The 25,590-nt window shown below is 56.1% G+C and carries 21 protein-coding genes and 1 other RNA gene; 11 read left to right on the top strand and 11 right to left on the bottom strand.

What is annotated here, in order from left to right:
- Positions 1 to 59 precede the first annotated feature (59 nt).
- The gene (locus ACX9GU_RS03305) at positions 60 to 761 is read left to right on the top strand and encodes a pirin family protein (protein ID WP_473193836.1); all 702 of its coding nucleotides are present in this window, start codon (positions 60 to 62) and stop codon (positions 759 to 761) included.
- Between the two features lie 54 nt (positions 762 to 815).
- On the opposite strand, the gene rnpB is transcribed toward ACX9GU_RS03305, so the two are convergent.
- An RNA gene (gene rnpB / locus ACX9GU_RS03300) (RNase P RNA component class A) lies at positions 816 to 1,194 on the bottom strand.
- A gap of 235 nt (positions 1,195 to 1,429) precedes the next feature.
- Here rnpB and ACX9GU_RS03295 point away from each other — a divergent pair.
- Positions 1,430 to 1,924 (top strand): P-loop nucleotide/nucleoside kinase family protein, encoded by a 495-nt coding sequence (locus ACX9GU_RS03295; RefSeq protein ID WP_141133041.1) that lies wholly within the window; start codon positions 1,430 to 1,432, stop codon positions 1,922 to 1,924.
- Positions 1,925 to 1,941: 17 nt separating this feature from the next.
- Here the strand turns inward: ACX9GU_RS03295 and rsmI are convergent, their stop codons facing one another.
- Positions 1,942 to 2,811 (bottom strand): 16S rRNA (cytidine(1402)-2'-O)-methyltransferase, encoded by an 870-nt coding sequence (rsmI, locus tag ACX9GU_RS03290; RefSeq protein WP_473193835.1) that lies wholly within the window; start codon positions 2,809 to 2,811, stop codon positions 1,942 to 1,944.
- Positions 2,812 to 2,873: 62 nt separating this feature from the next.
- Between rsmI and ACX9GU_RS03285 the strand changes: the two genes are divergently transcribed.
- From ACX9GU_RS03285 to dolP, 4 genes are read left to right on the top strand one after another with little or no spacing between them, the layout of a single operon-like run.
- On the top strand, positions 2,874 to 4,877 hold the full coding sequence (locus tag ACX9GU_RS03285) for a penicillin-binding protein activator (protein ID WP_473193834.1): 2,004 nt from the start codon (positions 2,874 to 2,876) through the stop codon (positions 4,875 to 4,877).
- A complete protein-coding gene (locus ACX9GU_RS03280; protein ID WP_473195101.1) occupies positions 4,874 to 5,227 on the top strand; it encodes a YraN family protein in 354 nt (117 codons plus the stop codon). The genes ACX9GU_RS03285 and ACX9GU_RS03280 overlap by 4 nt, the downstream gene beginning before the upstream one ends.
- Before the next feature lie 51 nt (positions 5,228 to 5,278).
- Entirely contained in the window at positions 5,279 to 5,869 is a 591-nt protein-coding gene (gene diaA, locus ACX9GU_RS03275; RefSeq protein ID WP_021806942.1) for a DnaA initiator-associating protein DiaA, read from the top strand.
- A gap of 10 nt (positions 5,870 to 5,879) precedes the next feature.
- Complete coding sequence (gene dolP / locus ACX9GU_RS03270; protein ID WP_418353443.1) at positions 5,880 to 6,455, top strand: division/outer membrane stress-associated lipid-binding lipoprotein; 576 nt, start codon at positions 5,880 to 5,882, stop codon at positions 6,453 to 6,455.
- 232 nt (positions 6,456 to 6,687) lie between these two features.
- On the opposite strand, the gene mtgA is transcribed toward dolP, so the two are convergent.
- The 4 genes from mtgA to mnmL all read right to left on the bottom strand — a co-directional run bounded on the left by mtgA (position 6,688) and on the right by mnmL (position 11,687).
- On the bottom strand, positions 6,688 to 7,419 hold the full coding sequence (gene mtgA / locus ACX9GU_RS03265) for a monofunctional biosynthetic peptidoglycan transglycosylase (protein ID WP_473193833.1): 732 nt from the start codon (positions 7,417 to 7,419) through the stop codon (positions 6,688 to 6,690).
- Entirely contained in the window at positions 7,416 to 8,069 is a 654-nt protein-coding gene (gene elbB, locus ACX9GU_RS03260) for an isoprenoid biosynthesis glyoxalase ElbB (RefSeq protein WP_473193832.1), read from the bottom strand. Before elbB ends, mtgA begins: the two co-directional genes overlap by 4 nt.
- A gap of 237 nt (positions 8,070 to 8,306) precedes the next feature.
- The gene (gene arcB / locus ACX9GU_RS03255) at positions 8,307 to 10,646 is read right to left on the bottom strand and encodes an aerobic respiration two-component sensor histidine kinase ArcB (protein WP_473193831.1); all 2,340 of its coding nucleotides are present in this window, start codon (positions 10,644 to 10,646) and stop codon (positions 8,307 to 8,309) included.
- A gap of 114 nt (positions 10,647 to 10,760) precedes the next feature.
- Complete coding sequence (gene mnmL, locus ACX9GU_RS03250) at positions 10,761 to 11,687, bottom strand: tRNA modification radical SAM protein MnmL/YtqA (protein WP_473193830.1); 927 nt, start codon at positions 11,685 to 11,687, stop codon at positions 10,761 to 10,763.
- Between the two features lie 695 nt (positions 11,688 to 12,382).
- On the opposite strand from mnmL, the gene gltB reads away from it, so the two are divergent.
- Both gltB and ACX9GU_RS03240 read left to right on the top strand, forming a co-directional pair.
- Positions 12,383 to 16,843, top strand: a complete 4,461-nt coding sequence (gltB, locus tag ACX9GU_RS03245) for a glutamate synthase large subunit (RefSeq protein WP_473193829.1) — start codon at positions 12,383 to 12,385, stop codon at positions 16,841 to 16,843.
- 11 nt (positions 16,844 to 16,854) lie between these two features.
- Positions 16,855 to 18,273, top strand: a complete 1,419-nt coding sequence (locus ACX9GU_RS03240; RefSeq protein WP_473193828.1) for a glutamate synthase small subunit — start codon at positions 16,855 to 16,857, stop codon at positions 18,271 to 18,273.
- Between the two features lie 134 nt (positions 18,274 to 18,407).
- Here the strand turns inward: ACX9GU_RS03240 and sspB are convergent, their stop codons facing one another.
- From sspB to zapE, 5 genes are all read right to left on the bottom strand, one after another.
- Positions 18,408 to 18,911 carry a ClpXP protease specificity-enhancing factor gene (gene sspB / locus ACX9GU_RS03235; RefSeq protein WP_065684737.1) on the bottom strand — a complete coding sequence of 168 codons (504 nt, stop codon included), beginning with the start codon at positions 18,909 to 18,911 and terminating at the stop codon, positions 18,408 to 18,410.
- Between the two features lie 5 nt (positions 18,912 to 18,916).
- Positions 18,917 to 19,558, bottom strand: coding sequence for a stringent starvation protein SspA (sspA, locus tag ACX9GU_RS03230; RefSeq protein WP_024483694.1), 642 nt, complete (start codon positions 19,556 to 19,558; stop codon positions 18,917 to 18,919).
- A 388-nt stretch (positions 19,559 to 19,946) separates the two neighbouring features.
- Complete coding sequence (gene rpsI, locus ACX9GU_RS03225; RefSeq protein WP_024483695.1) at positions 19,947 to 20,339, bottom strand: 30S ribosomal protein S9; 393 nt, start codon at positions 20,337 to 20,339, stop codon at positions 19,947 to 19,949.
- A 15-nt stretch (positions 20,340 to 20,354) separates the two neighbouring features.
- Positions 20,355 to 20,783, bottom strand: coding sequence for a 50S ribosomal protein L13 (gene rplM / locus ACX9GU_RS03220; RefSeq protein ID WP_021180678.1), 429 nt, complete (start codon positions 20,781 to 20,783; stop codon positions 20,355 to 20,357).
- A 296-nt stretch (positions 20,784 to 21,079) separates the two neighbouring features.
- Positions 21,080 to 22,210 (bottom strand): cell division protein ZapE, encoded by a 1,131-nt coding sequence (gene zapE / locus ACX9GU_RS03215; RefSeq protein WP_473193827.1) that lies wholly within the window; start codon positions 22,208 to 22,210, stop codon positions 21,080 to 21,082.
- 230 nt (positions 22,211 to 22,440) lie between these two features.
- Between zapE and zapG the strand changes: the two genes are divergently transcribed.
- The 3 genes from zapG to degS all read left to right on the top strand — a co-directional run bounded on the left by zapG (position 22,441) and on the right by degS (position 25,560).
- Positions 22,441 to 22,839: a Z-ring associated protein ZapG gene (gene zapG / locus ACX9GU_RS03210; RefSeq protein WP_024483697.1), complete on the top strand. Its 399-nt coding sequence runs from the start codon at positions 22,441 to 22,443 to the stop codon at positions 22,837 to 22,839.
- A gap of 199 nt (positions 22,840 to 23,038) precedes the next feature.
- Positions 23,039 to 24,412, top strand: coding sequence for a serine endoprotease DegQ (degQ, locus tag ACX9GU_RS03205; RefSeq protein ID WP_473193826.1), 1,374 nt, complete (start codon positions 23,039 to 23,041; stop codon positions 24,410 to 24,412).
- Between the two features lie 89 nt (positions 24,413 to 24,501).
- The gene (gene degS, locus ACX9GU_RS03200) at positions 24,502 to 25,560 is read left to right on the top strand and encodes an outer membrane-stress sensor serine endopeptidase DegS (protein ID WP_065684740.1); all 1,059 of its coding nucleotides are present in this window, start codon (positions 24,502 to 24,504) and stop codon (positions 25,558 to 25,560) included.
- The last annotated feature ends 30 nt before the right edge of the window (positions 25,561 to 25,590 follow it).

Genomic DNA, 25,590 nt, shown 5'->3' with positions numbered 1-25,590 from the left:
TAACAATCCGCCGTCCAGATGCTTACCATCAAGAGATTGAATTTAGAGAGCCGATTGCCATGATCACATGCAGAACAGCACAACAATGCGGGCAAGCTGACTTTGGTTGGCTGCAGGCTCGTTATACCTTTTCCTTTGGTCACTACTTCGATCCCAAGCTGATGGGCTATGCGTCGCTGCGGGTACTGAACCAAGAGGTATTAGCACCGGGTGCCGCCTTCCAGCCACGCACCTATCCCAACGTAGATATCCTGAATCTGATCCTGCAAGGTGAAGCCGAATACCGGGACAGCGACGGCAATACCGTACGCGCAGGTGCAGGAGAGGCGTTATTGCTGGCTACGCAACCGGGGCTTAGCTATAGCGAACAGAACGTCAGCAGCAGCACGCCACTGACCCGGATGCAGCTGTGGCTGGATGCCTGTCCGGAGCGCAGTAACGAGCGTGTGCAGCGTTTGAGCCTGCCAGATCAGCCCTATACGCTACTGGCCTCACCAGATGGTTCCCAAGGCAGCCTGCAACTGCGCCAACAGGTCTGGATACATCATTTGAACTTACCGGCGGGAGCACAGCAGACGCTTACTCTGCATGGGCCACGCGCCTACCTGCAATCGATCCACGGTACCGTTGAGGTCAATGGCGACCATCACCAAAGCCAGCGCCTGACCTGTGGAGACGGTGCGTTTATCCGCGAGGAAAACCGCCTCACCATCCAGGCCGAAGCACCGCTACGTGCGCTGCTGATTGATTTGCCGGTGTAGGGTACAGATAAAGAAAAACCCCGCGCGACTCTCGTCACGCGGGGTTATCTGTATAGAGGGAGCTGACCGGTAAGCCGGGTTCTGTCGTGGACAGTCATTCCTCTAGGCCAGCAATCGCTCACTGGCTCAAGCAGCCTACCCGGGTTCAGTACGGGCCGTACCATGTGAACCCCTATTTGGCCTTGCTCCGGGTGGAGTTTACCGTGCCACGGACTGTTGCCAGCCGCGCGGTGCGCTCTTACCGCACCCTTTCACCCTTACCTGATCCCGCTTGCGCGGGCCATCGGCGGTTTGCTCTCTGTTGCACTAGTCGTAGGCTTGCGCCTCCCAGGCGTTACCTGGCACCCTGCCCTATGGAGCCCGGACTTTCCTCCCCTCCATCTGTCTCCCCCGAAGAGGACGGCAATGAAGCGGCGACTGTCTGGTCAACTCCGGCGCGGATAGTAGCGTTGTGGTTGCGGCAGGTCAACCGTTTTAGGGGAAAGGAAAACAGATCTAGAGGCGCGCCCTATGGATATGCTAGCTTGAGGATATGAAACAAAGACCTTCAGCTCTGATTTGCGTCGAGATTATTATTTACCGCTTACCAACCAAGGTGGGATGACGCTCGTCAGTTTGTTCCCGCCGGTGAGGCGGGCCTTACCGGCATCACTCCAGTGAGGTTAACCATGACCCGTTCGCCCCAGAAACCAACCCTGCATCTTCTGTGCGGAAAAATAGCATCAGGAAAATCCACGCTTTCAGCCAAGTTGGCAACCCAGCCTGGTAGCGTGATAATCGCGGAAGATCGCTGGCTTGCCCAGCTATACGCCGAGGAGATGCAGACCGTTGCAGACTATGTCCGCTGTAGTACCAAGCTGAAAAACGCCATCAAACCCCATCTGATCGCGCTGCTTAACGCCGGGGTAACCCTCATTCTGGACTTTCCGGCCAACACCGTGGCCAACCGTGAATGGATGATGGATATCATCCGCGAGTCGGGTGCCGATAACCAACTGCATTATCTCAACGCGCCCGATGATGTCTGCAAGGCCAGACTTCATGCCCGCAATCAGTCGGGCACTCATGATTTTGCCGCGACCGATGCGCAGTTTGATCTCATCACTCGCCATTTTGTTGAGCCGAATGACCAGGAAGGGTTCAACATCATTCGGCATAGCTGAAGTCACAAAGCTGGAGCTCAGTTAGCCTGTTCCTGCTGCTCCAGCGCATGTTTATACAGCGCATTTTTCTTCACGCCGTGGATCTCTGCGGTTAATGCCGCCGCCTTTTTCAACGGCAGCTCTTTTTGCAGCAGTGCCAGGGTACGCAGCGCTTCGAGCGGCAAATCGTCTTCCTGCGCCTTGTGGCCTTCCACAATCAGCACCATCTCCCCCCGGCGGCGCATCTCATCTTCCAGCACCCAGGCCAGCAGTTCCCCCACCGGGGCACCGTGAATCGATTCCCAGGTTTTGGTCAGTTCACGCGCCAGCACCACGTAGCGATGTGGCCCCCACACGGTGACCATGTCCTGCAAACTTTCCAGCAAACGGTGGGTAGATTCATAGAAAATCAGCGTTCGCGGTTCCTCTGCCAGCGCCAGCAGGGTATCCTTACGGCCTTTGGTTTTGGCTGGCAGGAAGCCTTCGTAGCAGAAACGATCGGAAGCCACACCGGCGGCACACAGCGCGGTGGTGGCAGCACAAGCACCCGGCAGCGGCACGACACGGATCCCCGCTTCGCGGCAACGGCGCACCAGGTGATAACCCGGATCGTTAATCAGTGGCGTGCCTGCGTCACTCACCAGTGCTATGCTTTGGCCTTCCTGCAGTTTTGCCAGCAGTTGGTCCGCCTTCTGCTGTTCGTTATGGTCGTGCAGCGCAAACAACCGCGCGCTAATAGCAAAGTGTTGCAGCAGCAACCCGGTATGGCGCGTATCTTCCGCCGCAATCAGATCGACGCTTTTCAGTACCTCTATGGCCCGATGAGTCATATCCCCCAGGTTACCGATGGGGGTGGGCACCACGTACAGTGTCGATGCAGAAATAGCTGATTGTTGGTGTTGATTCATTGTTTCATCCGGATTGCCGATTTAATATTGAGCATCTTGAAAAAAACATCACTGGATACAGTATGCTTTCCTCAACATTCCTTCGTACCAAAGCAGGGCGATTAGTACCTGTTGTACTGGCAGCCTTGCTGTTAGCTGGTTGTCCAAGTCAGGTTCCACAAACTCCGCCCTCAAATATCCAGGACGAAGCCAGTGCCAACTCTGATTACTATCTGCAACAGTTGCAGCAAAGCAGCGATGATAACAAGGCTGACTGGCAATTACTTGCGATTCGCGCATTAACTCGCGAAGGCAAACTGCCACAGGCCAACGAGCAACTGAGCACCTTGCCGCAAAACCTGACGAGTACACAACAGCTTGAGCGCCAGCTATTGAGCGCAGAACTGCAGGTGGCCAACAAGAATTTGAGCGCAGCCCGCGATGCGCTGAACAACATAGACAGCAGCGCGCTGTCACCAAATCAGCTGGTTCGCCTGTATCAGGCGCAGATCGCGGCAAATCAGGGCCAAGCCTCACTGCCGCTGATCCGCGCCTATATTGCCCAGGAGCCGTTACTAAGCGGCCAGGCTCATCAGGATAACCTGGATAAAACCTGGCAAACGCTGCTTGGCCTGAAACCGGCCGACATGAACAGCCTGGTGATTAACGCCAACGAAAACGTGCTGCAAGGCTGGCTGGATCTGTTACGAGTCTATCAGGACAACCGTCAGGATCCCGATCTGCTGAAGGCCGGGATCAAAGACTGGCAGAACCGCTATCCGCAAAATCCGGCGGCGAAAAGCCTGCCAACGCAGTTGAATCAGGTGCTGAATTTCACCCAGGCTTCGACTTCGCATATCGCCCTGTTGCTGCCGCTGAACGGCCAGGCCAAAGTGTTTGCCGATGCGATCCAGCAGGGCTTTAACGCAGCGCAAAGTGGCATCGCACTCACCGCGCCCGTTCAGGCAATGGAACCAACCAATAATCCCGACCAGACCGTGGCAGCAACGCCAGACAATGCCAACGGTGCCGTAAGTACCTCAGCCCCTGCGGCGGATGCAACTCAGGTAGCCGCGGTACAACCTGCTCCGGTACCCGTCACTCCAGCCCCGGCAAACGGCGGGCAGGTGAAGGTCTACGACACCACCAGCCAGCCTCTGCCAGCGTTGTTGGCTCAAGCCCAGCAGGATGGCGCAACCCTGATCGTGGGCCCGCTGTTGAAGGCGGAAGTCGATCAACTCGCCACCACCTCAACGACGTTGAACGTATTGGCACTCAACCAGCCTGAGCAGCCGAAGGACAGCCCGAATATCTGTTACTTCGCCCTGTCACCGGAAGATGAAGCCCGCGATGCCGCCCGTCATATCTGGGAACAGCAAAAACGCCAGCCGTTACTGCTGCTGCCACGCGGCGCGTTTGGCGATCGCATTGCCAAAGCCTTCGCCGAAGAGTGGCAGAAGCTCGGCGGCCAGACCGTGCTGCAGCAAGGGATCGGTTCTGCCGGTGAGCTACGCCAGATGGTCAACAGCGGCGGCATTCGCATGAGCGGCACCCCGGTGGCCTCACCGGCTCCGGCGCAGCAGTCGGTGACTATCGCTGGCCTGACTATTCCAGCGCCACCAAGCGATATCCCGGCCTCTACCGGCGGTGGCGTGGACTCGGTGTATATTGTCGCCACGCAGGACCAGTTGACGCTGATCAAGCCGATGATCGACATGACCACCAGCTCTCGTAGCAAGCCAGCCATGTTTGCCAGCTCGCGCAGCTATCAGGCCGGTGCTGGCCCGGACTTCCGTCTGGAAATGGAAGGCCTGCAATTCAGTGATATTCCTCTGCTAGCAGGGGCCAATCCACAGTTGCAGCAGCAAGCCACCGCCAAATTCCGTAACGACTATTCCCTGGTGCGCCTCTACGCCATGGGGATGGATGCCTGGACATTGGCCAACCACTTTGCTCAAATGCGCCAGTTGCCAGGATTCCAGATTTCAGGCACCACCGGTGTGCTGACATCTTCACCTAACTGTGTGATCACCAGGAAACTGACTTGGCTGCAATACCGCCAGGGCTCGGTCGTTCCGGTCTCCTGAGTCAACGCGCCAAGGGGGCGGGCTATGAGATCCAGGCCCGTCAATACCTGGAGCGCGCGGGGCTCACCTTCACTGCCGCCAACGTGTCGGTACGTGGGGGTGAGCTCGATCTCATCATGCGTGATGGTCAAACCTGGGTGTTCGTCGAAGTCCGCTACCGGCGCAGTGCCGCCTTTGGTGACGCAGCGGCCAGCGTGACTTACCGCAAGCAACGGCGATTGCTGCATGCCGCCGCCGTTTGGCTGGCGGGGCGAGGAGCCAGTTTTGACACATCATCTTGCCGTTTTGATGTTTTAGCCATTACCGGTAGCCAGTTAGAATGGATACCCAATGCCTTCAATGCGGATTAAACCCTGTTGACCGGTGTATGCCGGCCCTTTGACCTAGTGGATTAAAACAACGTGCTGGATAGAATCAAAGTCTGTTTTACCGAGAGTATCCAAACCCAGATTGCGGCGGCGGAAGCCTTACCTGACGCGATATCCCGTGCCGCGATGACCCTGGTTCAATCGTTATTGAACGGCAACAAGATCCTGTGCTGTGGCAACGGCACCTCGGCGGCTAACGCCCAGCATTTTGCCGCCTGCATGATCAACCGCTTTGAAACCGAACGCCCTAGCCTGCCCGCGATCGCGCTAAACGCCGATAACGTGGTGCTGACGGCCATCGGCAACGATCGTCTGCATGATGAAATGTATGCCAAACAGGTGCGGGCACTCGGCCACACCGGTGACGTGCTGCTGGCGATTTCCACCCGCGGCAATAGCCGTGATATTGTAAAAGCGGTCGAAGCTGCGGTAACGCGTGATATGACCATTGTTGCGCTTACCGGCTACGATGGCGGAGAGTTGGCGGGTTTACTCGGCCAGCAGGATGTGGAGATACGTATCCCCTCTCACCGCAGTGCACGCATTCAGGAGATGCATATGCTTACCGTCAATTGCCTATGCGACCTGATTGATAACACATTGTTCCCCCACCAGGACGATTAAAGGAACTGAGATGAAGCTAAGAGCCACATTTGCAGTGCTGTTCAGCGCCCTACTGTTGCAGGGTTGCGTCGCGGGCGTTGTCGTTGGCAGCGCCGCGGTTGCCACCAAAACGGCAACCGATCCACGTACCGTAGGCACACAGGTCGATGACGGCACGTTGGAAGCCCGGGTCGAAAATGCCATCAGCAAAGATCAGCAACTGAAGAAAGAAGCCCGTGTCATAGCTACCGCCTATCAGGGCAAAGTGCTGCTGACCGGCCAGGCTCCTACCACCGAGCTCGCCAGCCGGGCGAAGCAGATCGCACTTGGCGTCGATGGTGCCGCTGAGGTGTATAACGAAATTCGTCAGGGCACACCGGTCAGCCTGGGTACCGCCTCTTCCGATACCTGGATCACCACCAAGGTGCGTTCGCAGATCCTGACCAGCGATACCGTCAAATCTTCAAACGTGAAGGTCACTACCGAAAATGGCGAAGTATTCTTGTTAGGTTTGGTGACACAGCAGGAAGGCCAGTCTGCGGCGCAGATTGCCAGCCAGGTTAGCGGCGTGAAGCATGTGACAACGGCGTTTACCTACGTTAAATAATCTCGTGAGTCGGGGGGAGATCGGCGTTGTCAGCTGCCCTCACCCTAACCCTCTCCCACAGGGAGAGGGGACCGATCGAGTTAGGTTGAAAGTGTGGTGATTCATCATGAGCACCGACAGACTCACCGTGGTTGCAGTAGCGATCGAGGTTGCTGAAATTACCCCATTCTCCCAACAGAGTAGAGGCTATCAGCTCCCTCTCCCTGTGGGAGAGGGTTGGGGTGAGGGGTCATTACTTCAGATCGTTCGCCTTAAGAAATCCTTCCCCACCCAACTGGCGCATCTGACGCATAATCCACTGCTGGCGTTGGGTGACGTACCCTGAAGGGGCACCGGCCTTGAAACGATGCGGATTAGGCAGCACCGCCGCCAGCAGGGCCGCTTCCGAGGCCGTCAGACGGCTTGCCGGCTTATGGAAAAAGTGCTGAGCCGCCGCTTCCACGCCGAAGATGCCGTCACCAAATTCGACGATATTCAAGTACACCGTCAAAATACGCCGTTTGGTCCAAACCAGCTCAATCCCCGCCGTTAGCCCAGCCTCCAGCCCCTTGCGCACCCAGCTACGCCCATCCCACAAAAACAGGTTCTTTGCCGTTTGCTGAGAAAGGGTAGAAGCACCACGGATGCGCGTTGGCCGCTTTTCATTGTGGCTGATCGCCTTTTCAATGGCCGCCACGTCAAACCCCCAGTGATCTGGGAATTTCTGATCCTCTGCCGCCATCACTGCCAGCGCCATCGAAGGGGCAATATCGTCCATCGCTACCCAGTCGGAATGCGCCACATAGCCGAAATCCCCGCTTAGCCAGGCACCGAGCTGCCGCTCCACCATCACCGCTGAAAACGGCACCGGCAGAAAAGCGAACAGAATAATCCCCGCCAACCACAGGCCAATAACCGCAAGAACGCCTCGTTTAAACCAAAACCACAGGCGAACAATCCACGATTTACGAGAAAACCTTATCATTCCACCAGATCCAGCACTCGTGACACCAGCTTATCAATTCCCTGCGCCGCTTCGCCGATCGACTGGGCCAACATGTAGGCCGGGGTCGTGACAACCTTGTTGTCAATATCAACCACGATGTCATCTACCGGGCAGATCACCGGCTCCCCCCCCATGGCATCAATCACTTCCCCCAGATCGGGATCGTTACCAATGGTCAATCGTAACGGTTGATCGAGAACTTTCGGCAGCAGCGTAGGTGCAATGCACATAAAACCCATTGGTTTGTTTTTCTTATGCATTTTCAGAATAAGCTTAGACAGATCGGGATCCACTGAACATTCCGCCCCTTGCGTGGCAAAGCTGCTCAAATTCTTCGCCGCACCAAATCCACCAGGCACAATCAGGGCATCCAACTGCTCGGCATCGGCCTGTGAAAGCGCCTGAATTTTGCCACGCGCGATGCGCGCCGACTCCAGCAAAACGTTGCGACTCTCTGGCATTTCCTCGCCGGATAAATGATTAATAACATGTAGTTGTGCCTTATCCGGTGCAAAGCAGACCGCCTGCGCACCGGCACGATCCAGAGCCAGCAAGGTGAGCACCGCCTCATGGATTTCTGCCCCGTCATAAACACCACAACCACTCAGTACTACAGCGACCTGTTTCATCGACATTCTCCCAGCCAGGACCGCCGGCAAAGGCAGGCCCAGAGGCGACAAATACTAACTACATCACATATTTTAATGATTCTTCTAACAAGAGCGCTTACATTTGCTATGTTGTTCGCTGTATGATGTATACGAATTTCGTACCACCTGCTCTACCAGAACGCTAAAAACCAATACGCAGGTTAATGATTTCCCTGGTGTTGGCGCAATATTCGCGCACCCCGGCCTCGGCTGGGGTCATTTTTTTTCAGCGTTCTCTACCCAAGCTCGCAGCACCGCCACATCATTGCGCCACTCCTGCTTCAGCTCATCGACCCACTCTTGCACGTTGTCTTGCCAGGCTGGCAACGTTGGCGTCTGGATCTGCTGGGCCAGCTGTTGCAGATGTTTTAGCCCGACGGAGCCAGCGGCACCCTTGATTTTGTGCCCTTCTTCGGTGATCCCTTTCTCGTCCTTCGCGGTCATGTTGGAATCCAACACCGCCAGATACCCCGGCATGACCTGTTCAAACATCGCCAGGCTCTGATGGATCAGCTGCGGCCCCACCAGATCCATGTACTGCTCCAGCATTGCGGTATCCAATAACGATTCATTAATCTGCATCGACTTTTGCTCCGTTTTCTTTGTGGTATGTTGGGGTTGATGATCCCAGTAATGTTTGATCATCTTGGTCAAGGCCGGTACCGACAACGGCTTGCTCAGCACATCGTCCATGCCCGCTTCAAGATACTCTTTCTTGTCTTTCAGGACATTAGCTGTCAACGCAATCAACGGCGGCAGCGATCGGCCCGCATAACGCTCGCGTAGTTCACGGGCGATATCCAGCCCGCTCATGTCTGGCAGTTGGATATCCAACAGGGCCAGATCGAACTCGTCCGGGTCGAACATGGCTAACGCATCGCGGCCGTTCATGGCCACCGCAACGCTGTTGCCCAGTTTCTCCAACACCGAACGCGCCACGATCACGTTCAGCTCGATATCTTCCACCAGCAGGATATGCAACGCCGGTAGCGGCATTTCTTCCACCGCCTGGACCTCATTGACCACTTCGTCCACCGCTGGCGCCTTGATGGTCAAGGTGAAGCAAGAACCGTGCCCTTGTACGCTGTTTACCGTAATATCTCCGCCCATACTCTGCGCCAGCCGTTTGGAGACCGCCAGACCGATCCCGGTGCCGGTCGCCGGACGCCCGCCGTTCTGGTCTTTGACCTGATAATACATGGCGAAAATCTTGTCTTGCTCATCCTGCGGGATCCCCATGCCTGAGTCTTCAACCTCAAACACGATCTGTTCCTGCTCTTCGCGCCTGACGCGCACCACGATCTGGCCTTGCTGGGTGAATTTCACCGCGTTACCGATGAGGTTCCACAGGATCTGACGCAGGCGTGTGCCGTCCGTAATGATTTTCTGCGGCAGCGGTAGCTCGGGCTCCATCACAAACTGCAGCCCTTTCGGCTGTACCAGCAGGCCGGAGAGGTTCTCCAGATCCGCCAGGAAGCCGGTAAAGTCGACCGGCTGATTGTCCAACTGGACCTTACGCCGCTCGAGTTTATCCATCTCGATGATGTCGTTGAAAATATTACCCAGGGTGATGGCGCTGACGTGGATGGTTTTCAAATACTTCAGTTGCTCATCGTTCAGTTCGGTATCGAGCAGGATACGGCTCAGGCCGACGATGCCATTAAGCGGCGTACGAAGCTCGTGGCTGATCGTTGAGATAAAGGTAGTCTTGTCCCTGCTGGCGTTCTCCAGCGCGTCCTGGTAGCGCTTACGCTCGGTTATATCGCGGCCAAAGCCCATCAGCCCGTGACGTTTGCCCACGCGGTCGTAAAACGGCACCTTGCGCAGTTCAAAACAGGCCTTGCGACCGTCTGGGTACACCAGCCATTGTTCATAGGTCAGGGAGACGTTGTGGCGGAATACTTTCTCATCGGTTTCGATGACTTTTTCGGCGATCTCTTTGCTGTAGACATCAAAGGGGGTCAGGCCGATCAGCTGTTTTTCACTCTTGCCCGTCAGCAGCTCCATCGCCCGGTTGCAGCCGGAAAACTCTTTTTCTTCGTTGCGGTAGTAAACCAGATCGGGGGAGGCATCGAGGAAAGAGCGTAGCAATGCCGATTGTTGGCCCAACTCCACCTGTGCCTGTTCGCGCTGCTCCATCTCTTCGGTCAGCTTATCCATCACCTGTTGGCGATCTTGCTCCGCCTTGATACGGTCGGCAATTTCCTGATTGAGCTGGCTAATGTTCTCTTGCATCTGCTGGTTCAGCGCGAGATCGCGATTGCGCATCTCCTCAAGCTTATCCACCAGCCGAGCCAGGCGCTGGCGCGACTCTTCCAGTTGCTCCACCACCACCGAAAGGAAATAAACCGCCCACGGCGTGATCAGCAGACCGAAGAAGATGGAGCGCACCACGTCGATGCTTTCCACTTCACCACGCAGCAGCATGGTGACCGCCATCTGCACCACCATCGCCAGTATCACCAGCGCTGAAGCCAGCAACAGTGAAAAGCGCACCAGCCCCAGTTTTACCATCAAATCAACGTAGTACTGGGCTAACACCCGGATTTGCTTCATGAGCTATTCCCAACAGACATAATCTCTCAAATCATACCGTAAAATACGGTCAAGATAAGAAACCTTACTGTGAACTGTGGGAATGGTTGCAATTCGCAACCTGAGAACGGGGTTTTAAGGCAGGTATTGCTGGTCTGCGGCCAAAGCCGAACCCTGGCCACCATACTGCTGCAGATAGCCGCCGACGGCCTGCATGCCGTTCCAACGGTTTTCGCACCATAATGGTGCCAACAGGGTGGGCCGACGGGCGCTGGCCGAGATGCGGTGGTAGATAATCTCCTTCGGCGTATGGCGGATCATTTCCCCGGCGCTGAATGCGTAATCCTCCAGCGACAGCTCAGGCAAACGCCCCGCCTGCCAGGCTCGCGCCATGGTACTACCGGTGACGATATGCAGCGGGTGCAGCTTGATGCCGTCTACCCCACTCTCAGCCACCGCTTGCAGCGTAGCCAGATGATGTTGATGAGTCTCACCAGGCAGGCCAACGATCAGGTGGCTGCATACCTTCAGGCCGCGTTCCCGCGCCAGGCGGCTGGTCTGCTGGTAACAGGAGAAATTGTGGCCACGGTTGATGCGCTTTAGTGTTTTATCGTGCGCCGTTTGCAGCCCCAGCTCCAGCCACACCTCAAAGCCCTGCTCACGATAGCCTGCCAGCAGATCGAGCGCAGCTTCCGGCACGCAGTCTGGTCGGGTGCCGACACAGATACCCACCATCTCGGCCTGCATCAGCGCCTGCCGATACATGTTGGCCAACAGTTCGACCTCGGCATAGGTACTGGTATAGGCCTGGAAGTAAGCCAGATAGCGCTTTGCCCGGTTAACCTTCTGCGCCTGAATGGCCAGTTGCTCCGCAATGCTTTGCTGCTGCATCTGTTCATCGGCAAAAGAGGCTACGTTGCAGAAAGTACAGCCGCCGCGCCCCAGCGTGCCGTCGCGGTTCGGGCAGCTAAACCCACCGTGCAGCGTGAGTTTGTGGATCTTCTCCCCATAACGGCGCTGAAGATCGCTACCAAACATATTGACTAATTGCGGCAACTGCATAATCTTGGTGTCTCTCTGTGTTTGAAGGCCGTTATGCTAATAAGAAACGGCTTTTCCCGCGATGACAGGGATCAACGCTTTTCCCCAAAGGCCGCCGCAGGCATAACTATTCATTATTAGTGCAAATAAAATCATTTTTATCTCGATGAAAGTTTCTAATCCTCAGCGCACTGTTAACAGCTTTATGACAAAGCGATGAAAAATAGTTATAAACAACAATAAATAGATACTTACTAGAATAAAATTCTGGCATTACCGCCAGCACTAGCATGGTGCAGAGATTCAGGCATTGCACTATAGTGAGACAGCTCACATTTTTGCGGCACTTCCCCTGCCTTTCCATCGTGCTTAAAAGGCCTGAAAAAACTTATTTTTCATCATCATAAACCTCATGCAAGCCATCGAAATCCCTGTTAAGCCCATATTTGACCTGCGTATTCTTTCTCGCTAAGTTGGAGGTCCGCTGGAAGCTTTCTGGACGGGCAAACGTCTCGTCATAATTATGCAGTAATTTAAGACTCCCTCTTAAAACAAGTCATTTACCACTTGTGAGAACCGTCACGAGAGGCCATTGATGGAGGGCGGAAAAGCAGATTGGCGATATTAACCTTGCTGATTGGACTTCTGCCTGAAATTGAGCAGGCCCTTCGCAGTGGGTTGTAAGAGTCACACAGAGCCTGGGGAGGTTCACTGATATGCTGTACGATAAATCCCATGAGAGGGACAACTGTGGTTTCGGCCTGATCGCCCACATAGAAGGCGAACCTAGCCACAAAGTGGTGAGGACCGCTATTCACGCACTGGCCCGCATGCAACACCGTGGTGCAATTCTTGCTGACGGCAAGACTGGCGACGGTTGCGGCCTGTTATTGCAAAAGCCCGATCGCTTTTTCCGCATGGTGGCGCAAGAGCGCGGCTGGCGTTTAGCCAAGAACTACGCCGTTGGCATGATGTTCCTCAGCCAGAACGAAGAGGAGGCCCGTGCCAGCCGCCGCATTGTTGAAGAAGAGCTGCAGAACGAAACGCTGTCGATCGTCGGCTGGCGCGAAGTGCCTACCAACCCGGACGTTTTGGGTGAGATCGCCCTCTCTTCCCTGCCGCGTATTGAACAGATTTTCGTGAACGCCCCTGCGGGCTGGCGTCCACGCGATATGGAGCGCCGCCTGTTTGTGGCCCGTCGCCGTATCGAGAAGCGCGTCCAGGACGACAGCTTCTATGTGTGCAGTTTCTCCAACCTGGTGACGATCTACAAAGGTCTGTGCATGCCAGCCGATCTGCCACGCTTCTATCTGGATCTGGCCGACCTGCGGCTGGAATCGGCCATCTGCCTGTTCCACCAGCGCTTCTCGACCAATACCGTGCCGCGCTGGCCTTTGGCACAGCCGTTCCGCTATCTGGCGCACAACGGTGAGATCAACACCATCACCGGTAACCGCCAGTGGGCACGTGCCCGTACCTACAAGTTCCAGACCCCGCTGATCCCGGATTTGCAAGCCGCTGCGCCTTTCGTTAACGAAACCGGCTCCGACTCCAGCTCGCTGGATAACATGCTGGAGCTGTTGCTGGCAGGCGGTATGGATCTGATCCGTGCCATGCGTTTGCTGGTACCACCGGCCTGGCAGAACAACCCGGATATGGACACCGATCTGCGCGCCTTCTTTGACTTCAACTCGATGCATATGGAGCCGTGGGACGGCCCTGCGGGCATCGTGATGTCCGATGGCCGCTACGCCGCCTGTAACCTGGACCGTAACGGTCTGCGTCCCGCGCGCTACGTCATCACCAAAGACAAGCTGATCACCTGTGCCTCAGAAGTCGGCATCTGGGATTACCAGCCGGATGAGGTCATCGAAAAAGGCCGCGTCGGGCCAGGCGAGCTGATGGTGATCGACACCCGCAGCGGCAAGATCCTGCACTCCGCCGAAACCGACAACGATCTGAAAAGCCGCCATCCGTATAAAGAATGGATGGAGAAGAACGTCAAACGTCTGGTGCCGTTCGAAGACCTGCCAGAAGATCAGGTGGGCAGCCGCGAGCTGGATGACGCCACGCTGGAAACCTACCAGAAGCAGTTCGGCTACAGCAGCGAAGAGCTGGACCAGGTGATCCGCGTACTGGGCGAGATCGGCCAGGAAGCCACCGGTTCGATGGGTGACGATACCCCGTTCGCCGTGCTTTCCAGCCGTCCGCGCATCATTTATGACTACTTCCGCCAGCAGTTCGCTCAGGTTACCAACCCGCCGATCGATCCGCTGCGTGAAGCCCATGTGATGTCTCTGGCCACCAGCATCGGCCGCGAGATGAACGTATTCTGCGAAGCCGAAGGCCAGGCGCATCGCCTGAGCTTCAAATCGCCGATCCTGCTGTATTCAGACTTCAAGCAGCTCACTACGCTGGAAGGCGAATATTATCGTGCCGACACGCTCGATCTGACCTTCGATCCGGCGGAGCAGGATCTGGAACAGACCATCCATGCCCTATGCGACGAAGCGGAACGTAAAGTCCGTGACGGCGCAGTGTTGCTGGTACTGTCCGACCGTGCCATCAGCAACCAGCGCTTGCCGGTACCGGCGCCAATGGCGGTGGGGGCAATCCAGACCCGCCTGGTGGACAAAAACCTGCGCTGCGATGCCAACATCATCGTTGAAACCGCCAGCGCCCGCGACCCGCATCACTTCGCCGTGTTGCTGGGCTTTGGTGCCACCGCCGTCTACCCGTATCTGGCCTACGAAACGCTGGCCAAGTTGGTCGACAGCCAGGCGATCGACAAGAAATACCGCGACGTGATGCTGAACTACCGTAACGGCATCAATAAAGGGCTGTACAAGATCATGTCCAAAATGGGCATCTCGACTATCGCCTCTTACCGCTGTTCCAAACTGTTTGAAGCCGTCGGCCTGCACCGTGACCTGTCCGATCTCTGCTTCCAGGGCGTGGTCAGCCGCATCGGCGGTGCCAGCTTCAGCGACTTCCAGCAGGATCTGCAAAACCTGTCCAAACGCGCCTGGCTGAAACGCAAGCCGCTGGATCAAGGTGGCCTGCTGAAGTTCGTCCACAACGGCGAATACCATGCGTATAACCCAGACGTGGTGAACTCGCTGCAAAAAGCGGTGCACAGCGGTGAATACAGCGATTACCAGGCTTATGCCAAGCTGGTGAACGAGCGCCCGATTGCCACACTGCGCGACCTGCTGGCGATCACCCCGAAAGGCGCGCCGATCCCAGTCGATCAGGTTGAGCCGGCCGAATCGCTGTTCAAACGCTTCGATACCGCTGCCATGTCCATCGGGGCACTCAGCCCGGAAGCCCATGAGTCGCTGGCGATTGCCATGAACAGCCTGGGCGGTTTCTCCAACTCCGGTGAAGGCGGTGAAGATCCGGCGCGCTACGGCACCAACAAGGTTTCCCGTATCAAGCAGGTGGCCTCTGGCCGCTTCGGCGTGACGCCAGCCTATCTGGTGAACGCCGACGTGATCCAGATTAAGGTCGCCCAAGGTGCCAAGCCGGGTGAAGGCGGTCAATTACCTGGCGATAAGGTCACGCCGTATATCGCCAAACTGCGTTATTCGGTGCCAGGCGTTACCCTGATCTCGCCTCCGCCGCATCACGATATCTATTCGATTGAAGATCTGGCACAGCTGATTTTCGATCTGAAACAGGTGAACCCGAAGGCAATGATTTCGGTGAAGCTGGTTTCCGAGCCGGGCGTGGGCACCATTGCTACCGGCGTAGCGAAAGCCTATGCCGATCTGATCACCATTGCCGGTTACGACGGGGGCACCGGTGCAAGCCCGTTATCTTCAGTTAAATATGCTGGCTGCCCATGGGAGCTTGGCCTGGTGGAAACCCAGCAGGCACTGGTGGCCAACGGCCTGCGCCACAAGATCCGCCTACAGGTGGATGGTGGCCTGAAAACCGGCGTCGACATTGTTAAAGCCGCCATTCTGGGTGCAGAGAGCTTTGGCTTCGGCACAGGCCCGATGGTCGCTCTGGGCTGTAAATACCTGCGTATCTGTCACTTGAACAACTGCGCGACCGGCGTAGCAACTCAAGATGAAAAACTGCGCCGCGATCATTATCACGGCCTGCCAGAGCGCGTGACCAACTACTTCCAGTTTATCGCGCGGGAAACCCGCGAGATCATGGCTACGTTGGGCGTCAGCCAACTGGTCGATCTGATTGGCCGCACCGAGTTCCTGACCGAGCTCGACGGGATCTCCGCCAAGCAGAACAAGCTGGATCTGTCGCCGTTGCTGAAAACCGCCACGCCACACGCGGGCAAAGCCCTGCACTGCACCGAAAGCAGCAACCCACCGTTCGATCAGGGCGTGCTGAACAAGGAGCTGATGGCACAGGCGCAACCGCATATCGAGGCCAAGCACAGCAAGACCTTCTATTTCGATATCCGTAACACCGACCGTTCCGTCGGCGCGACCTTATCAGGAGCCATTGCCACCCTGCATGGCGACCAAGGGATGGCAGCCGATCCGATCAAGGCGCATTTCTCCGGTACCGCAGGCCAGAGCTTCGGCGTGTGGAATGCCGGCGGCGTTGAGCTGACCCTGACCGGCGATGCCAACGACTACGTCGGTAAAGGGATGGCCGGTGGCCGTATCGCCGTGCGTCCTCCGGTGGGATCTGCCTTCCGCAGCCACGAAGCCAGCATCATCGGCAACACCTGCCTGTACGGCGCAACCGGTGGCAAGCTGTTCGCCGCAGGCCGTGCCGGGGAGCGTTTCGCCGTGCGTAACTCCGGGGCAATTACCGTGGTTGAAGGCATTGGCGATAACGGTTGTGAATACATGACCGGTGGCATCGTCTGCGTATTAGGTAAAACCGGCATCAACTTTGGTGCGGGCATGACCGGCGGCTTCGCCTATGTACTGGATGAAGACGGCGAGTTCCGCAAACGCGTCAACCCGGAACTGGTGGAAGTGCTGGACGTCGATCAGCTGGCGATCCATGAAGAGCACCTGCGCGGTTTGATCACCGAGCATGTGCAACTGACCGGTTCATCACGGGCAGAAGAGATCTTGGCTAACTGGCCGGTTTGGGCGCCGAAGTTTGCGCTGGTCAAACCGAAGTCCAGTGATGTCAAAGCATTGTTGGGTCACCGTAGTCGAAGCGCCGCCGAGTTGCGGGTTCAGGCGCAGTAAGGGGTCATTGAATGAGTCAGAACGTTTATCAATTTATCGACCTGCAGCGCGTTGATCCGCCAAAGAAACCGCTGAAGATCCGCAAAATTGAGTTTGTAGAGATCTATGAACCCTTTTCGGAAACTCAGGCGAAATCGCAGGCCGACCGTTGCCTGTCCTGCGGCAACCCCTATTGCGAATGGAAATGCCCGGTTCACAACTATATTCCGAACTGGCTGAAGCTGGCGAATGAAGGCCGCATCATGGAGGCGGCGGATCTGGCACACCAGACCAACAGCCTGCCGGAAGTGTGTGGCCGCGTTTGTCCGCAAGATCGCCTGTGCGAAGGTTCCTGTACCCTGAACGACGAGTTTGGCGCGGTGACCATCGGCAATATCGAGCGTTACATCAGCGATAAAGCCATCGAGATGGGCTGGAAGCCGGATATGTCCCACGTGCACCCAACCGGTAAGCGGGTAGCCGTTATTGGCGCTGGCCCGGCGGGCCTGGCCTGTGCCGACGTATTGACCCGTAACGGCGTCAAAGCGGTGGTTTACGATCGTCATCCAGAGATCGGCGGTTTGCTGACCTTCGGTATCCCGGCCTTTAAGCTGGAAAAAGAGGTGATGGTAAAACGCCGTGGCATCTTCAGCGAGATGGGGATCGAGTTCCAGCTCAATACCGAAATCGGTAAAGACATCACCATGGATGCGCTGCTGAGCGAATACGATGCGGTGTTCCTCGGCGTAGGTACCTACCAATCGATGCGTGGTGGATTGGAGAACGAAGAGGCACCGGGCGTGTACGATGCGCTGCCGTTCCTGATCGCCAACACCAAGCAGCTGATGGGCTACCAGCCAGAGCAGCACGAGCCGTATGTCAGCATGGAAGGCAAGCGTGTGGTAGTGCTGGGTGGTGGTGACACCGCCATGGACTGCGTACGCACCTCCATTCGTCAGGGCGCGACTCAGGTCATCTGTGCCTATCGCCGGGATGAAGCGAACATGCCGGGTTCCAAACGCGAAGTGAAGAATGCGCGCGAGGAAGGGGTCGAGTTCCAGTTCAACCTCCAGCCGTTGAGCATTGAGCTAAACAGCGCGGGGCGCGTTGCTGGCGTCAAGATGGTGCGTACTCAGTTGGGTGCCCCGGATGCCAATGGCCGCCAGGTTGCCGAACAGGTACCTGGATCCGAGCACGTGATCGACGCCGATGCGGTGGTGATGGCCTTTGGCTTCCGCCCGCACCAGATGGACTGGTTGGCCGCGCACGACGTGCAGTTGGACAAACAGGGCCGCATCGTGGCACCGGAGTCGGTCGATAACGCCTTCCAGACCAGTAACCCGAAAATCTTCGCCGGTGGCGATGCGGTTCGCGGTTCCGATCTGGTGGTTACCGCGATTGCCGAAGGGCGCAAAGCTGCTGAAGGCATCATGTGTTATCTGGAAGTGTGATTTAAACCTCTACGTTCTCCCAAAGGGTCGGCTTGCCGGCCCTTTGCTTTTACCTTCCGGATACCCAACTTGCCGATCTACAGACAATAAAAAAGGCGCAACCTGAGTTGCACCTTTTCCCTGCCTGCCGTAGCTTACTTCACGACACGCAACGCCGGACGTCCACCACCGCGTGGCGGTTGTGGTGGTTCATCATCAGGGCCGTTATCGTCTTCCAGGCTATCCTGAGGATCGCTATCAACCACTGACATCAGGCTACCCGTTGGGCTAGACACCTCTTCCAGCCCCTCGAAAGCCCCTTCATCTTCATACTTGGCTTCCGGTTCAAACAGGGTACCAGCCCCGTTCTCCCGCGCATAAATCGCCAGCACGGCCGCCATTGGCACCAGTACCTGACGAGGAACGCCACCAAAGCGCGCGTTGAAGGTCACTTCGTCGTCGCCCAGTTGCAGGTTGCCTACGGCACGCGGAGCAATGTTCAACACAATCTGACCATCGCGTGCAAATTCCATCGGAACCTGCACGTCTGGGCGCATCACGTCCACGACCAGATGCGGAGTCAGTTGGTTATCCAACAGCCAGTCATAGAATGCCCGCAAAAGATAAGGACGGCGCGGGGTCATCTGAGACATATCCATGATGCTTAGCCCCGAGTCTGCAGGCGCATTTCGCGCTCGGCTTCGGTCAGAGAGGCCAGGAATGCATCACGCTCGAAGACGCGGGTCATGTAGCCTTTCAGCTCTTTGGAGCCGGCACCGCTCAGTTCGATACCCAGTTGCGGCAAACGCCACAGCAGCGGGGCCAGGTAGCAGTCTACCAGGCTGAACTCTTCGCTCATGAAATACGGGGTCTGGCCGAAGATTGGCGCAATCGCCAGCAGCTCTTCACGCAGTTGACGGCGTGCTGATTCAGCTTCCTGGCCGTTGCTCTGCTCGATTTTGTACATCAGCGTGTACCAGTTTCTCTCGATACGCAGCATCATCAGACGGCTCTCACCGCGTGCCACCGGATACACCGGCATCAATGGCGGGTGAGGGAAACGCTCATCAAGGTATTCCATGATGATACGGGATTCATACAGCGTCAGCTCGCGATCGACCAACGTCGGTACCGTTTGGTATGGGTTGAGGTCGATCAGATCCTGCGGCAGATTATCGGGTTCTACCTGCTCGATCTCGACGCTGACGCCTTTTTCCGCCAGTACGATACGTACTTGATGGCTAAAGATGTCGGTCGGGCCAGAGAACAGCGTCATTACCGAACGTTTGTTGGCAGCGACAGCCATGAAAACCTCCAAGTTATCTAGAAAATACGGCGAATAGCCAAAATATCCATCACTCCACGAGCCATTGCGTTGTTGCCGCCTGGCTGCGACGTGAAATTGATTGGGTATCTCAGGCTGCTATCCTGAATAATCGTGACCGCAAGCCCGCAGCTCACAGATAAACCTTAGGTCTGGAAAACGGCCTCGGAGGTAGACTGACAGCACTGCACGGCGAACAGGCGCAAAAGTGGATGATAGTTTACCAGATTTTGACTGTTTTGTGGTGGTTATGCGTTGATTTATCACCTAGCTCACTGATTTTAATAAAGTTTAATCTGATTGCAGGCATAAAAAAACCCGCCGAAGAGGCGGGTTTTTCGCGTAAATCGTCCTGCCGAAGCAGAAAAAATTAACGCTTGGAGAACTGCGGACGGCGACGTGCTTTACGCAGACCGACTTTCTTACGCTCAACTTTACGCGCGTCACGAGTGACGAAGCCAGCTTTACGCAATTCACCACGCAGAGTCTCGTCGTACTCCATCAGTGCACGGGTGATACCGTGACGGATAGCGCCGGCTTGACCAGAGATGCCACCACCTTTAACGGTGATGTACAAATCGAATTTGCCAACCATGTCGATCAGTTCCAGCGGTTGACGAACTACCATGCGGGCAGTTTCGCGACCGAAGTACTGTTCCAGGCTGCGCTGGTTAATAACGATGTTACCACTGCCCGGCTTGATAAAAACGCGAGCGGCGGAGCTTTTGCGGCGACCAGTGCCGTAGTATTGATTTTCAGCCATTGCCTATAATCCCGATTAGATGTCAAGAACTTGCGGTTGCTGTGCCGCGTGAGTGTGCTCGGTGCCCGCGTAAACTTTCAGTTTACGGAACATTGCACGACCCAACGGACCCTTTGGCAGCATGCCTTTAACCGCGATTTCAATCACGCGCTCAGGACGGCGGGCAATCATCTCTTCAAAGGTCGCTTGCTTGATACCACCGATGTGGCCGGTGTGGTGGTAATACACCTTGTCTGTACGCTTGTTGCCGGTTACAGCAACTTTTTCTGCGTTCAGAACGATGATGTAGTCACCGGTATCAACGTGCGGGGTGTATTCCGCTTTATGCTTGCCGCGCAGACGACGAGCCAGTTCAGTAGCTAGACGGCCTAAAGTTTTACCGTCTGCATCAACAACATACCAGTCACGTTTTACGGTTTCTGGTTTAGCTGTAAAAGTTTTCATTAGAAAGCTTACCCAATAATTTAGTTACACGTAGGTGTTCACCCAACGCTCGAAAACAGTTGAGGCTCACACGACCATACAAGTCCAGCAAACCTACCCCTTCGAATAGCCATTGCCGGCACTATACAAAGTTTTGGGAAAAAAACTTTGTTGTAACGTGGGGTCGCAAGATTATAGAGAAGTCGCTCACAAAGGTCGACCTGTTTTTACCGGGAAAACGGATTTAGCGCAGGGGACCGATTTGGCGACCATAATCGGGGGCGAAACTGGGCCTGAAAGCCAGGCCCGAACGCCGTTTACGGCAGATGAGGCAGCTTCAGATACTCCTCGCTCTGCATCTCCTGCAGGCGGGACAGGCAACGCTGAAACTCGAACTTCAGCTGTTCACCCTGGTAGATCTCGAACATCGAGGCTTCGGCGGCGATCACCAGTTTAACGTGGCGCTCGTAGAATTCGTCCACCAGCGCCAGGAAGCGGCGGGCGGTGTTTTCCTTCAGCGGCCCCATAATGCGCACATTATACAGCATTACGCTGTGATAGAGGCGTGACAAAGCGATGTAATCCAGTTGGCTACGCGGCTCTTCACACAGGGTATGAAAATCGATCGCCAATACCCCTTCCACCGCGCGCAAGGTGGGCATTGGCCGGTGATTGATTTGCAGCACCGGAGCCTCTTCCCCGGCGTGACCTGCCAGCTTGAGGAAGATGTGGTCCATCGTGTCCTGCGTTTGCTGATTGAGCGGGGTCAGATACAGATGGGCCTGCGTCAGGGTACGCAAGCGATAATCGATGCCCGCATCCACGTTCATCACGTCGCAATACTCGTTGATCAAATCGATCGCCGGTAGGAAGCGTGCGCGTTGCAGCCCGTTACGATACAGGTTGTCCGGAATAATGTTAGAGGTAGCCACCAGCGTAATACCGCGCGCGAACAGCGCCTGCAACAGCGTTGCCAGCAGCATGGCATCGGTGATGTCGGAGACAAAGAACTCGTCAAAACACAGCACGTCCGTTTGCGCCTTGAAGCCGTCCGCGACGATCTCCAGCGGGTTTTCCTGCCCTTGCAGCTCCGTCAGCTCTTCGTGCACCCGCAGCATAAAGCGGTGAAAGTGCAGCCGCAGTTTGCGATCGCCGGGCAAGCTGTGGAAAAACAGGTCCATCAGCCAGGTTTTACCCCGGCCAACGCCGCCCCACATATACAGCCCCTGCACCGGCCGCTGCGCGGTGATTTCCTCACTCTTACCTAACCAACGGCTAAGCAGGTTACGACGCTTGCCAGCGTTAGCGGCGTCAGGAGCCGGGAGCTGCTGCAACGCCTGATAGATCTGATCCAACTGCGTAACGGCCTGGCGCTGAACCGCATCGGCCTGATATTCCCCCGCATCCAGCGCCTGCTGGTAGCGTGATAACGGTGACTGTGCCTGCATGTATTCGCAATCCCTAACAACGCTGAGAATTTATTTATCCAATTTTCGCGGCGGATGGCAGCCGCTTCGCACCCTGATCGCCACATTTATCGGCGTTATACCCCAAGAAAACCCCTGCAAACTGCAGGTATTGGCTTATCAGGATTCCACTCGGACAAGGTTAACGGTTATAGTGGATATTATTAAGTGAAAAATCCCTGCGGAACAACGAAGTCAAAATAGGAGTCATCATGACCTGGGAGTATGCGCTGATTGGTTTGGTGGTCGGTATCGTGATCGGTGCGGTAGCGATGCGTTTTGGTAACAGTAAATTACGTCAGCAACAGGTGCTGCAAAACGAACTGGATAAAAGCAAAACCGAGCTTGAAGAGTACCGTCAGGAGCTGGTTGGCCATTTTGCCCGCAGTGCTGAACTGCTGGATAACATGGCGCGCGACTATCGCCAGCTGTATCAGCATATGGCGAAAAGCTCCAATAACCTGCTGCCGGATCTGCCGATGCAGGACAACCCGTTCCGCTACCGTCTGTCCGAATCGGAAGCGGATAACGATCAGGCTCCGGTGGAGATGCCTCGTGACTACTCCGAAGGGGCATCTGGCCTGCTGCGCGGCGCACCACGCAGTAATTAATTCCCCGTTATACTGACCCGTGGGGAAATCCCACGGGTTGTTCACTTTGTTCGTCCCTAATTCCCCGCCCTGACTATGCTTACTCTTGACGATTAAGTGAACTTTTCGCGTAAATTCATTGTCCTACACTACACAAATGGTATTGCTATGGCAGTATCGTAAAAAATTTCACCGGCAGATTTTGAGAGAGCTATAACCAATGATGAAAAGATCTTTAATTCTTAGTGCATTAGCAATGAGCATCAGCCTGGCATTTGCCTCCGTCCCGGCAGCCAACGCAGCCATGCCAGCCGCCGTTGCTGGTGAGTCGCTGCCAAGCCTGGCACCAATGCTGGAAAAAGTGCTGCCTGCCGTGGTTAGCGTGCGTGTAGAAGGCACTCAGGTACAACGCCAGCCACAGCTGCCAGAGCAGTTTAAATTCTTCTTTGGCCCAAACATGCCTTCACCGAAAGAAAGCACTCGTCCGTTTGAAGGGCTGGGTTCCGGCGTGATTATCGACGCGGCGAAGGGTTACATCCTCACCAACAACCACGTCATCAACAACGCCGACAAGATCAGCGTGCAGCTCAATGATGGCCGCGAATATGACGCCAAGCTGATTGGCCGCGACGAACAGTCTGACATTGCCCTGCTGCAGGTCAGCGATGTCAAAAACCTGACGGCGGTAAAAATCGCCGACTCCGACAAGCTGCGTGTTGGTGACTTCGCCGTAGCCGTCGGTAACCCGTTCGGCCTTGGCCAGACGGCAACCTCCGGCATCATCTCCGCACTGGGCCGTAGCGGCCTGAGCCTGGAAGGGCTGGAAAACTTCATCCAGACCGATGCCTCTATCAACCGTGGCAACTCCGGCGGCGCGCTGGTGAACCTGAATGGTGAGCTGATCGGTATCAACACCGCGATCCTGGCACCGGGCGGCGGCAACATCGGTATCGGCTTCGCCATTCCAAGTAACATGGCGCAGAGCCTGAGCAAGCAGCTGATTGAGTTTGGCGAAGTGAAGCGCGGCCTGCTGGGCATTAAAGGCAGTGAAATGACCGCCGATATGGCGAAAGCATTCAATACGGATGCCCAACGCGGGGCCTTTGTCAGTGAAGTCATGCCAAAATCCGCCGCAGCCAAAGCCGGGATCAAAGCCGGCGACATTCTAGTCTCCCTGGATGGCAAGCCGATCAGCAGCTTTGCCGAGCTGCGTGCCAAAGTGGGCACCACCGCACCGGGCACTACCGTTAAAGTAGGCCTGCTGCGTGAAGGCAAACCTATGGACGTTGCCGTCACCCTGGATAACAGCGAAAGCGTATCAACCAACGCCGAAACGCTGTCGCCTGCGCTGCAAGGTGCCTCCCTCACCAACGGTGCGCTGCCAAACGGTGATAAAGGCGTGAAGATCGACAAGGTGGATAAAGGCACTCCGGCGGCGCAGTTTGGCCTGCAGAAAGGGGATGTGATCATCGGCGTCAACCGTCAGCGCGTTGAAAACATCAATGCACTGCGTAAACTGCTTGAAGCTAAACCGCCGGTGATGGCGTTGAACATCGTACGTGGCGACGAAAACATTTATCTGTTGCTGCGTTAATTTGTTGCGAAACCGGGCGCGCCAGCATACTGCGCCCGGTTAACTCGTGCTATCCTCCGTTCATCTTCCCCAACACTAACTAAAACTCTATGTTTGCTAAGCTCTTGCGTTCTATTGTTATTGGTTTGGTCGTTGCCGGTATACTGCTGGCCGCCCTGCCCGTATTGCGTTCCGCCAATAACATATTCGCCAGCAAATCTGAGAATACCAGCGATCAAACGCCGGCCAGCTATAACACCGGCGTGCGCCGGGCTGCCCCTGCCGTCGTCAACATCTACAACCGCAACATCAGCGGCGCGACCAACGTGCTCTCCCTGGGTTCCGGTGTGATCATGAACGATCGCGGCTATATCATTACCAACCGCCATGTAATCAAAGACGCCCAGCAGATCACCGCCGTACTGCAAGATGGCCGCCGCTATGAAGCGTTATTGGTCGGCTCCGATAGCCTGACAGACCTGGCCGTGCTGAAAATCGATCCGGGCAACTTGCCAGTGATCCCAATTAATACCGCACGCCCCGCACGCATCGGTGATGTGGCGCTGGCGATCGGTAACCCGTACAACCTTGGGCAAACCGTTACCCAGGGCATTATCAGCGCCACCGGGCGTATCAGCCTGAGCACCACCGGGCGACAAACCTTCCTGCAAACCGATGCTTCAATCAACCGGGGTAACTCCGGCGGTGCACTGGTTAACTCCCTGGGTGAGCTGATGGGCATCAACACGCTGACCTATGACAAGATCACCGATGGCGAAACGCCAGAGGGGCTAGGCTTTGCCATCCCGGTAGAGCTAGCGACCAAGATCATGGATAAGCTGATCCGTGATGGCCGGGTGATCCGCGGCTACTTTGGTATTCAGGGCAAAGAGATTATCCCGGTGCGCACCTCGGCGACCGGCATCGATCGCCTGCAGGGGATCATCGTGACCGAAATTACCCCTAACGGCCCGGCGGCCAATGCGGGGTTCCGTATTAATGACATCATCATTAACGTCGATAACAAACCAGCGGTGTCGGTATTGGAGACGATGGACCAGGTGGCGGAGATCCGCCCAGGGACGGAGATCCCGGTGGTGGTGTTGCGCGATGGGCAACGCATTACGCTGCATATGGCAGTGGGGGAATTCCCGGAGGATAATAACTAACAGCAGGGAACACCCGAGCAAGACGGTGGT

The sequence above is a fragment of the Serratia sp. K1WW1 genome (assembly GCF_055790865.1).
The sequence above is the reverse complement of the archived record's forward strand: the minus strand, read 5'-3'. Positions and strand labels throughout refer to the sequence as shown.

Bases quoted from the DNA above. Each gene is read 5' to 3' on its own strand.
- ACX9GU_RS03240 (WP_473193828.1), top strand. From the start codon at position 16,855: ATGAGTCAGAACGTTTATCAATTTATCGACCTGCAGCGCGTTGATCCG.
- dolP (WP_418353443.1), top strand. From the start codon at position 5,880: ATGAAGCTAAGAGCCACATTTGCAGTGCTGTTCAGCGCCCTACTGTTG.
- mnmL (WP_473193830.1), bottom strand. From the start codon at position 11,687: ATGCAGTTGCCGCAATTAGTCAATATGTTTGGTAGCGATCTTCAGCGC.
- mtgA (WP_473193833.1), bottom strand. From the start codon at position 7,419: ATGATAAGGTTTTCTCGTAAATCGTGGATTGTTCGCCTGTGGTTTTGG.
- elbB (WP_473193832.1), bottom strand. From the start codon at position 8,069: ATGAAACAGGTCGCTGTAGTACTGAGTGGTTGTGGTGTTTATGACGGG.
- degS (WP_065684740.1), top strand. From the start codon at position 24,502: ATGTTTGCTAAGCTCTTGCGTTCTATTGTTATTGGTTTGGTCGTTGCC.
- arcB (WP_473193831.1), bottom strand. From the start codon at position 10,646: ATGAAGCAAATCCGGGTGTTAGCCCAGTACTACGTTGATTTGATGGTA.
- degQ (WP_473193826.1), top strand. From the start codon at position 23,039: ATGATGAAAAGATCTTTAATTCTTAGTGCATTAGCAATGAGCATCAGC.
- gltB (WP_473193829.1), top strand. From the start codon at position 12,383: ATGCTGTACGATAAATCCCATGAGAGGGACAACTGTGGTTTCGGCCTG.
- sspA (WP_024483694.1), bottom strand. From the start codon at position 19,558: ATGGCTGTCGCTGCCAACAAACGTTCGGTAATGACGCTGTTCTCTGGC.
- zapG (WP_024483697.1), top strand. From the start codon at position 22,441: ATGACCTGGGAGTATGCGCTGATTGGTTTGGTGGTCGGTATCGTGATC.
- rpsI (WP_024483695.1), bottom strand. From the start codon at position 20,339: ATGGCTGAAAATCAATACTACGGCACTGGTCGCCGCAAAAGCTCCGCC.
- zapE (WP_473193827.1), bottom strand. From the start codon at position 22,210: ATGCAGGCACAGTCACCGTTATCACGCTACCAGCAGGCGCTGGATGCG.
- rsmI (WP_473193835.1), bottom strand. From the start codon at position 2,811: ATGAATCAACACCAACAATCAGCTATTTCTGCATCGACACTGTACGTG.
- rplM (WP_021180678.1), bottom strand. From the start codon at position 20,783: ATGAAAACTTTTACAGCTAAACCAGAAACCGTAAAACGTGACTGGTAT.
- ACX9GU_RS03305 (WP_473193836.1), top strand. From the start codon at position 60: ATGATCACATGCAGAACAGCACAACAATGCGGGCAAGCTGACTTTGGT.
- ACX9GU_RS03295 (WP_141133041.1), top strand. From the start codon at position 1,430: ATGACCCGTTCGCCCCAGAAACCAACCCTGCATCTTCTGTGCGGAAAA.
- ACX9GU_RS03285 (WP_473193834.1), top strand. From the start codon at position 2,874: ATGCTTTCCTCAACATTCCTTCGTACCAAAGCAGGGCGATTAGTACCT.
- sspB (WP_065684737.1), bottom strand. From the start codon at position 18,911: ATGGATATGTCTCAGATGACCCCGCGCCGTCCTTATCTTTTGCGGGCA.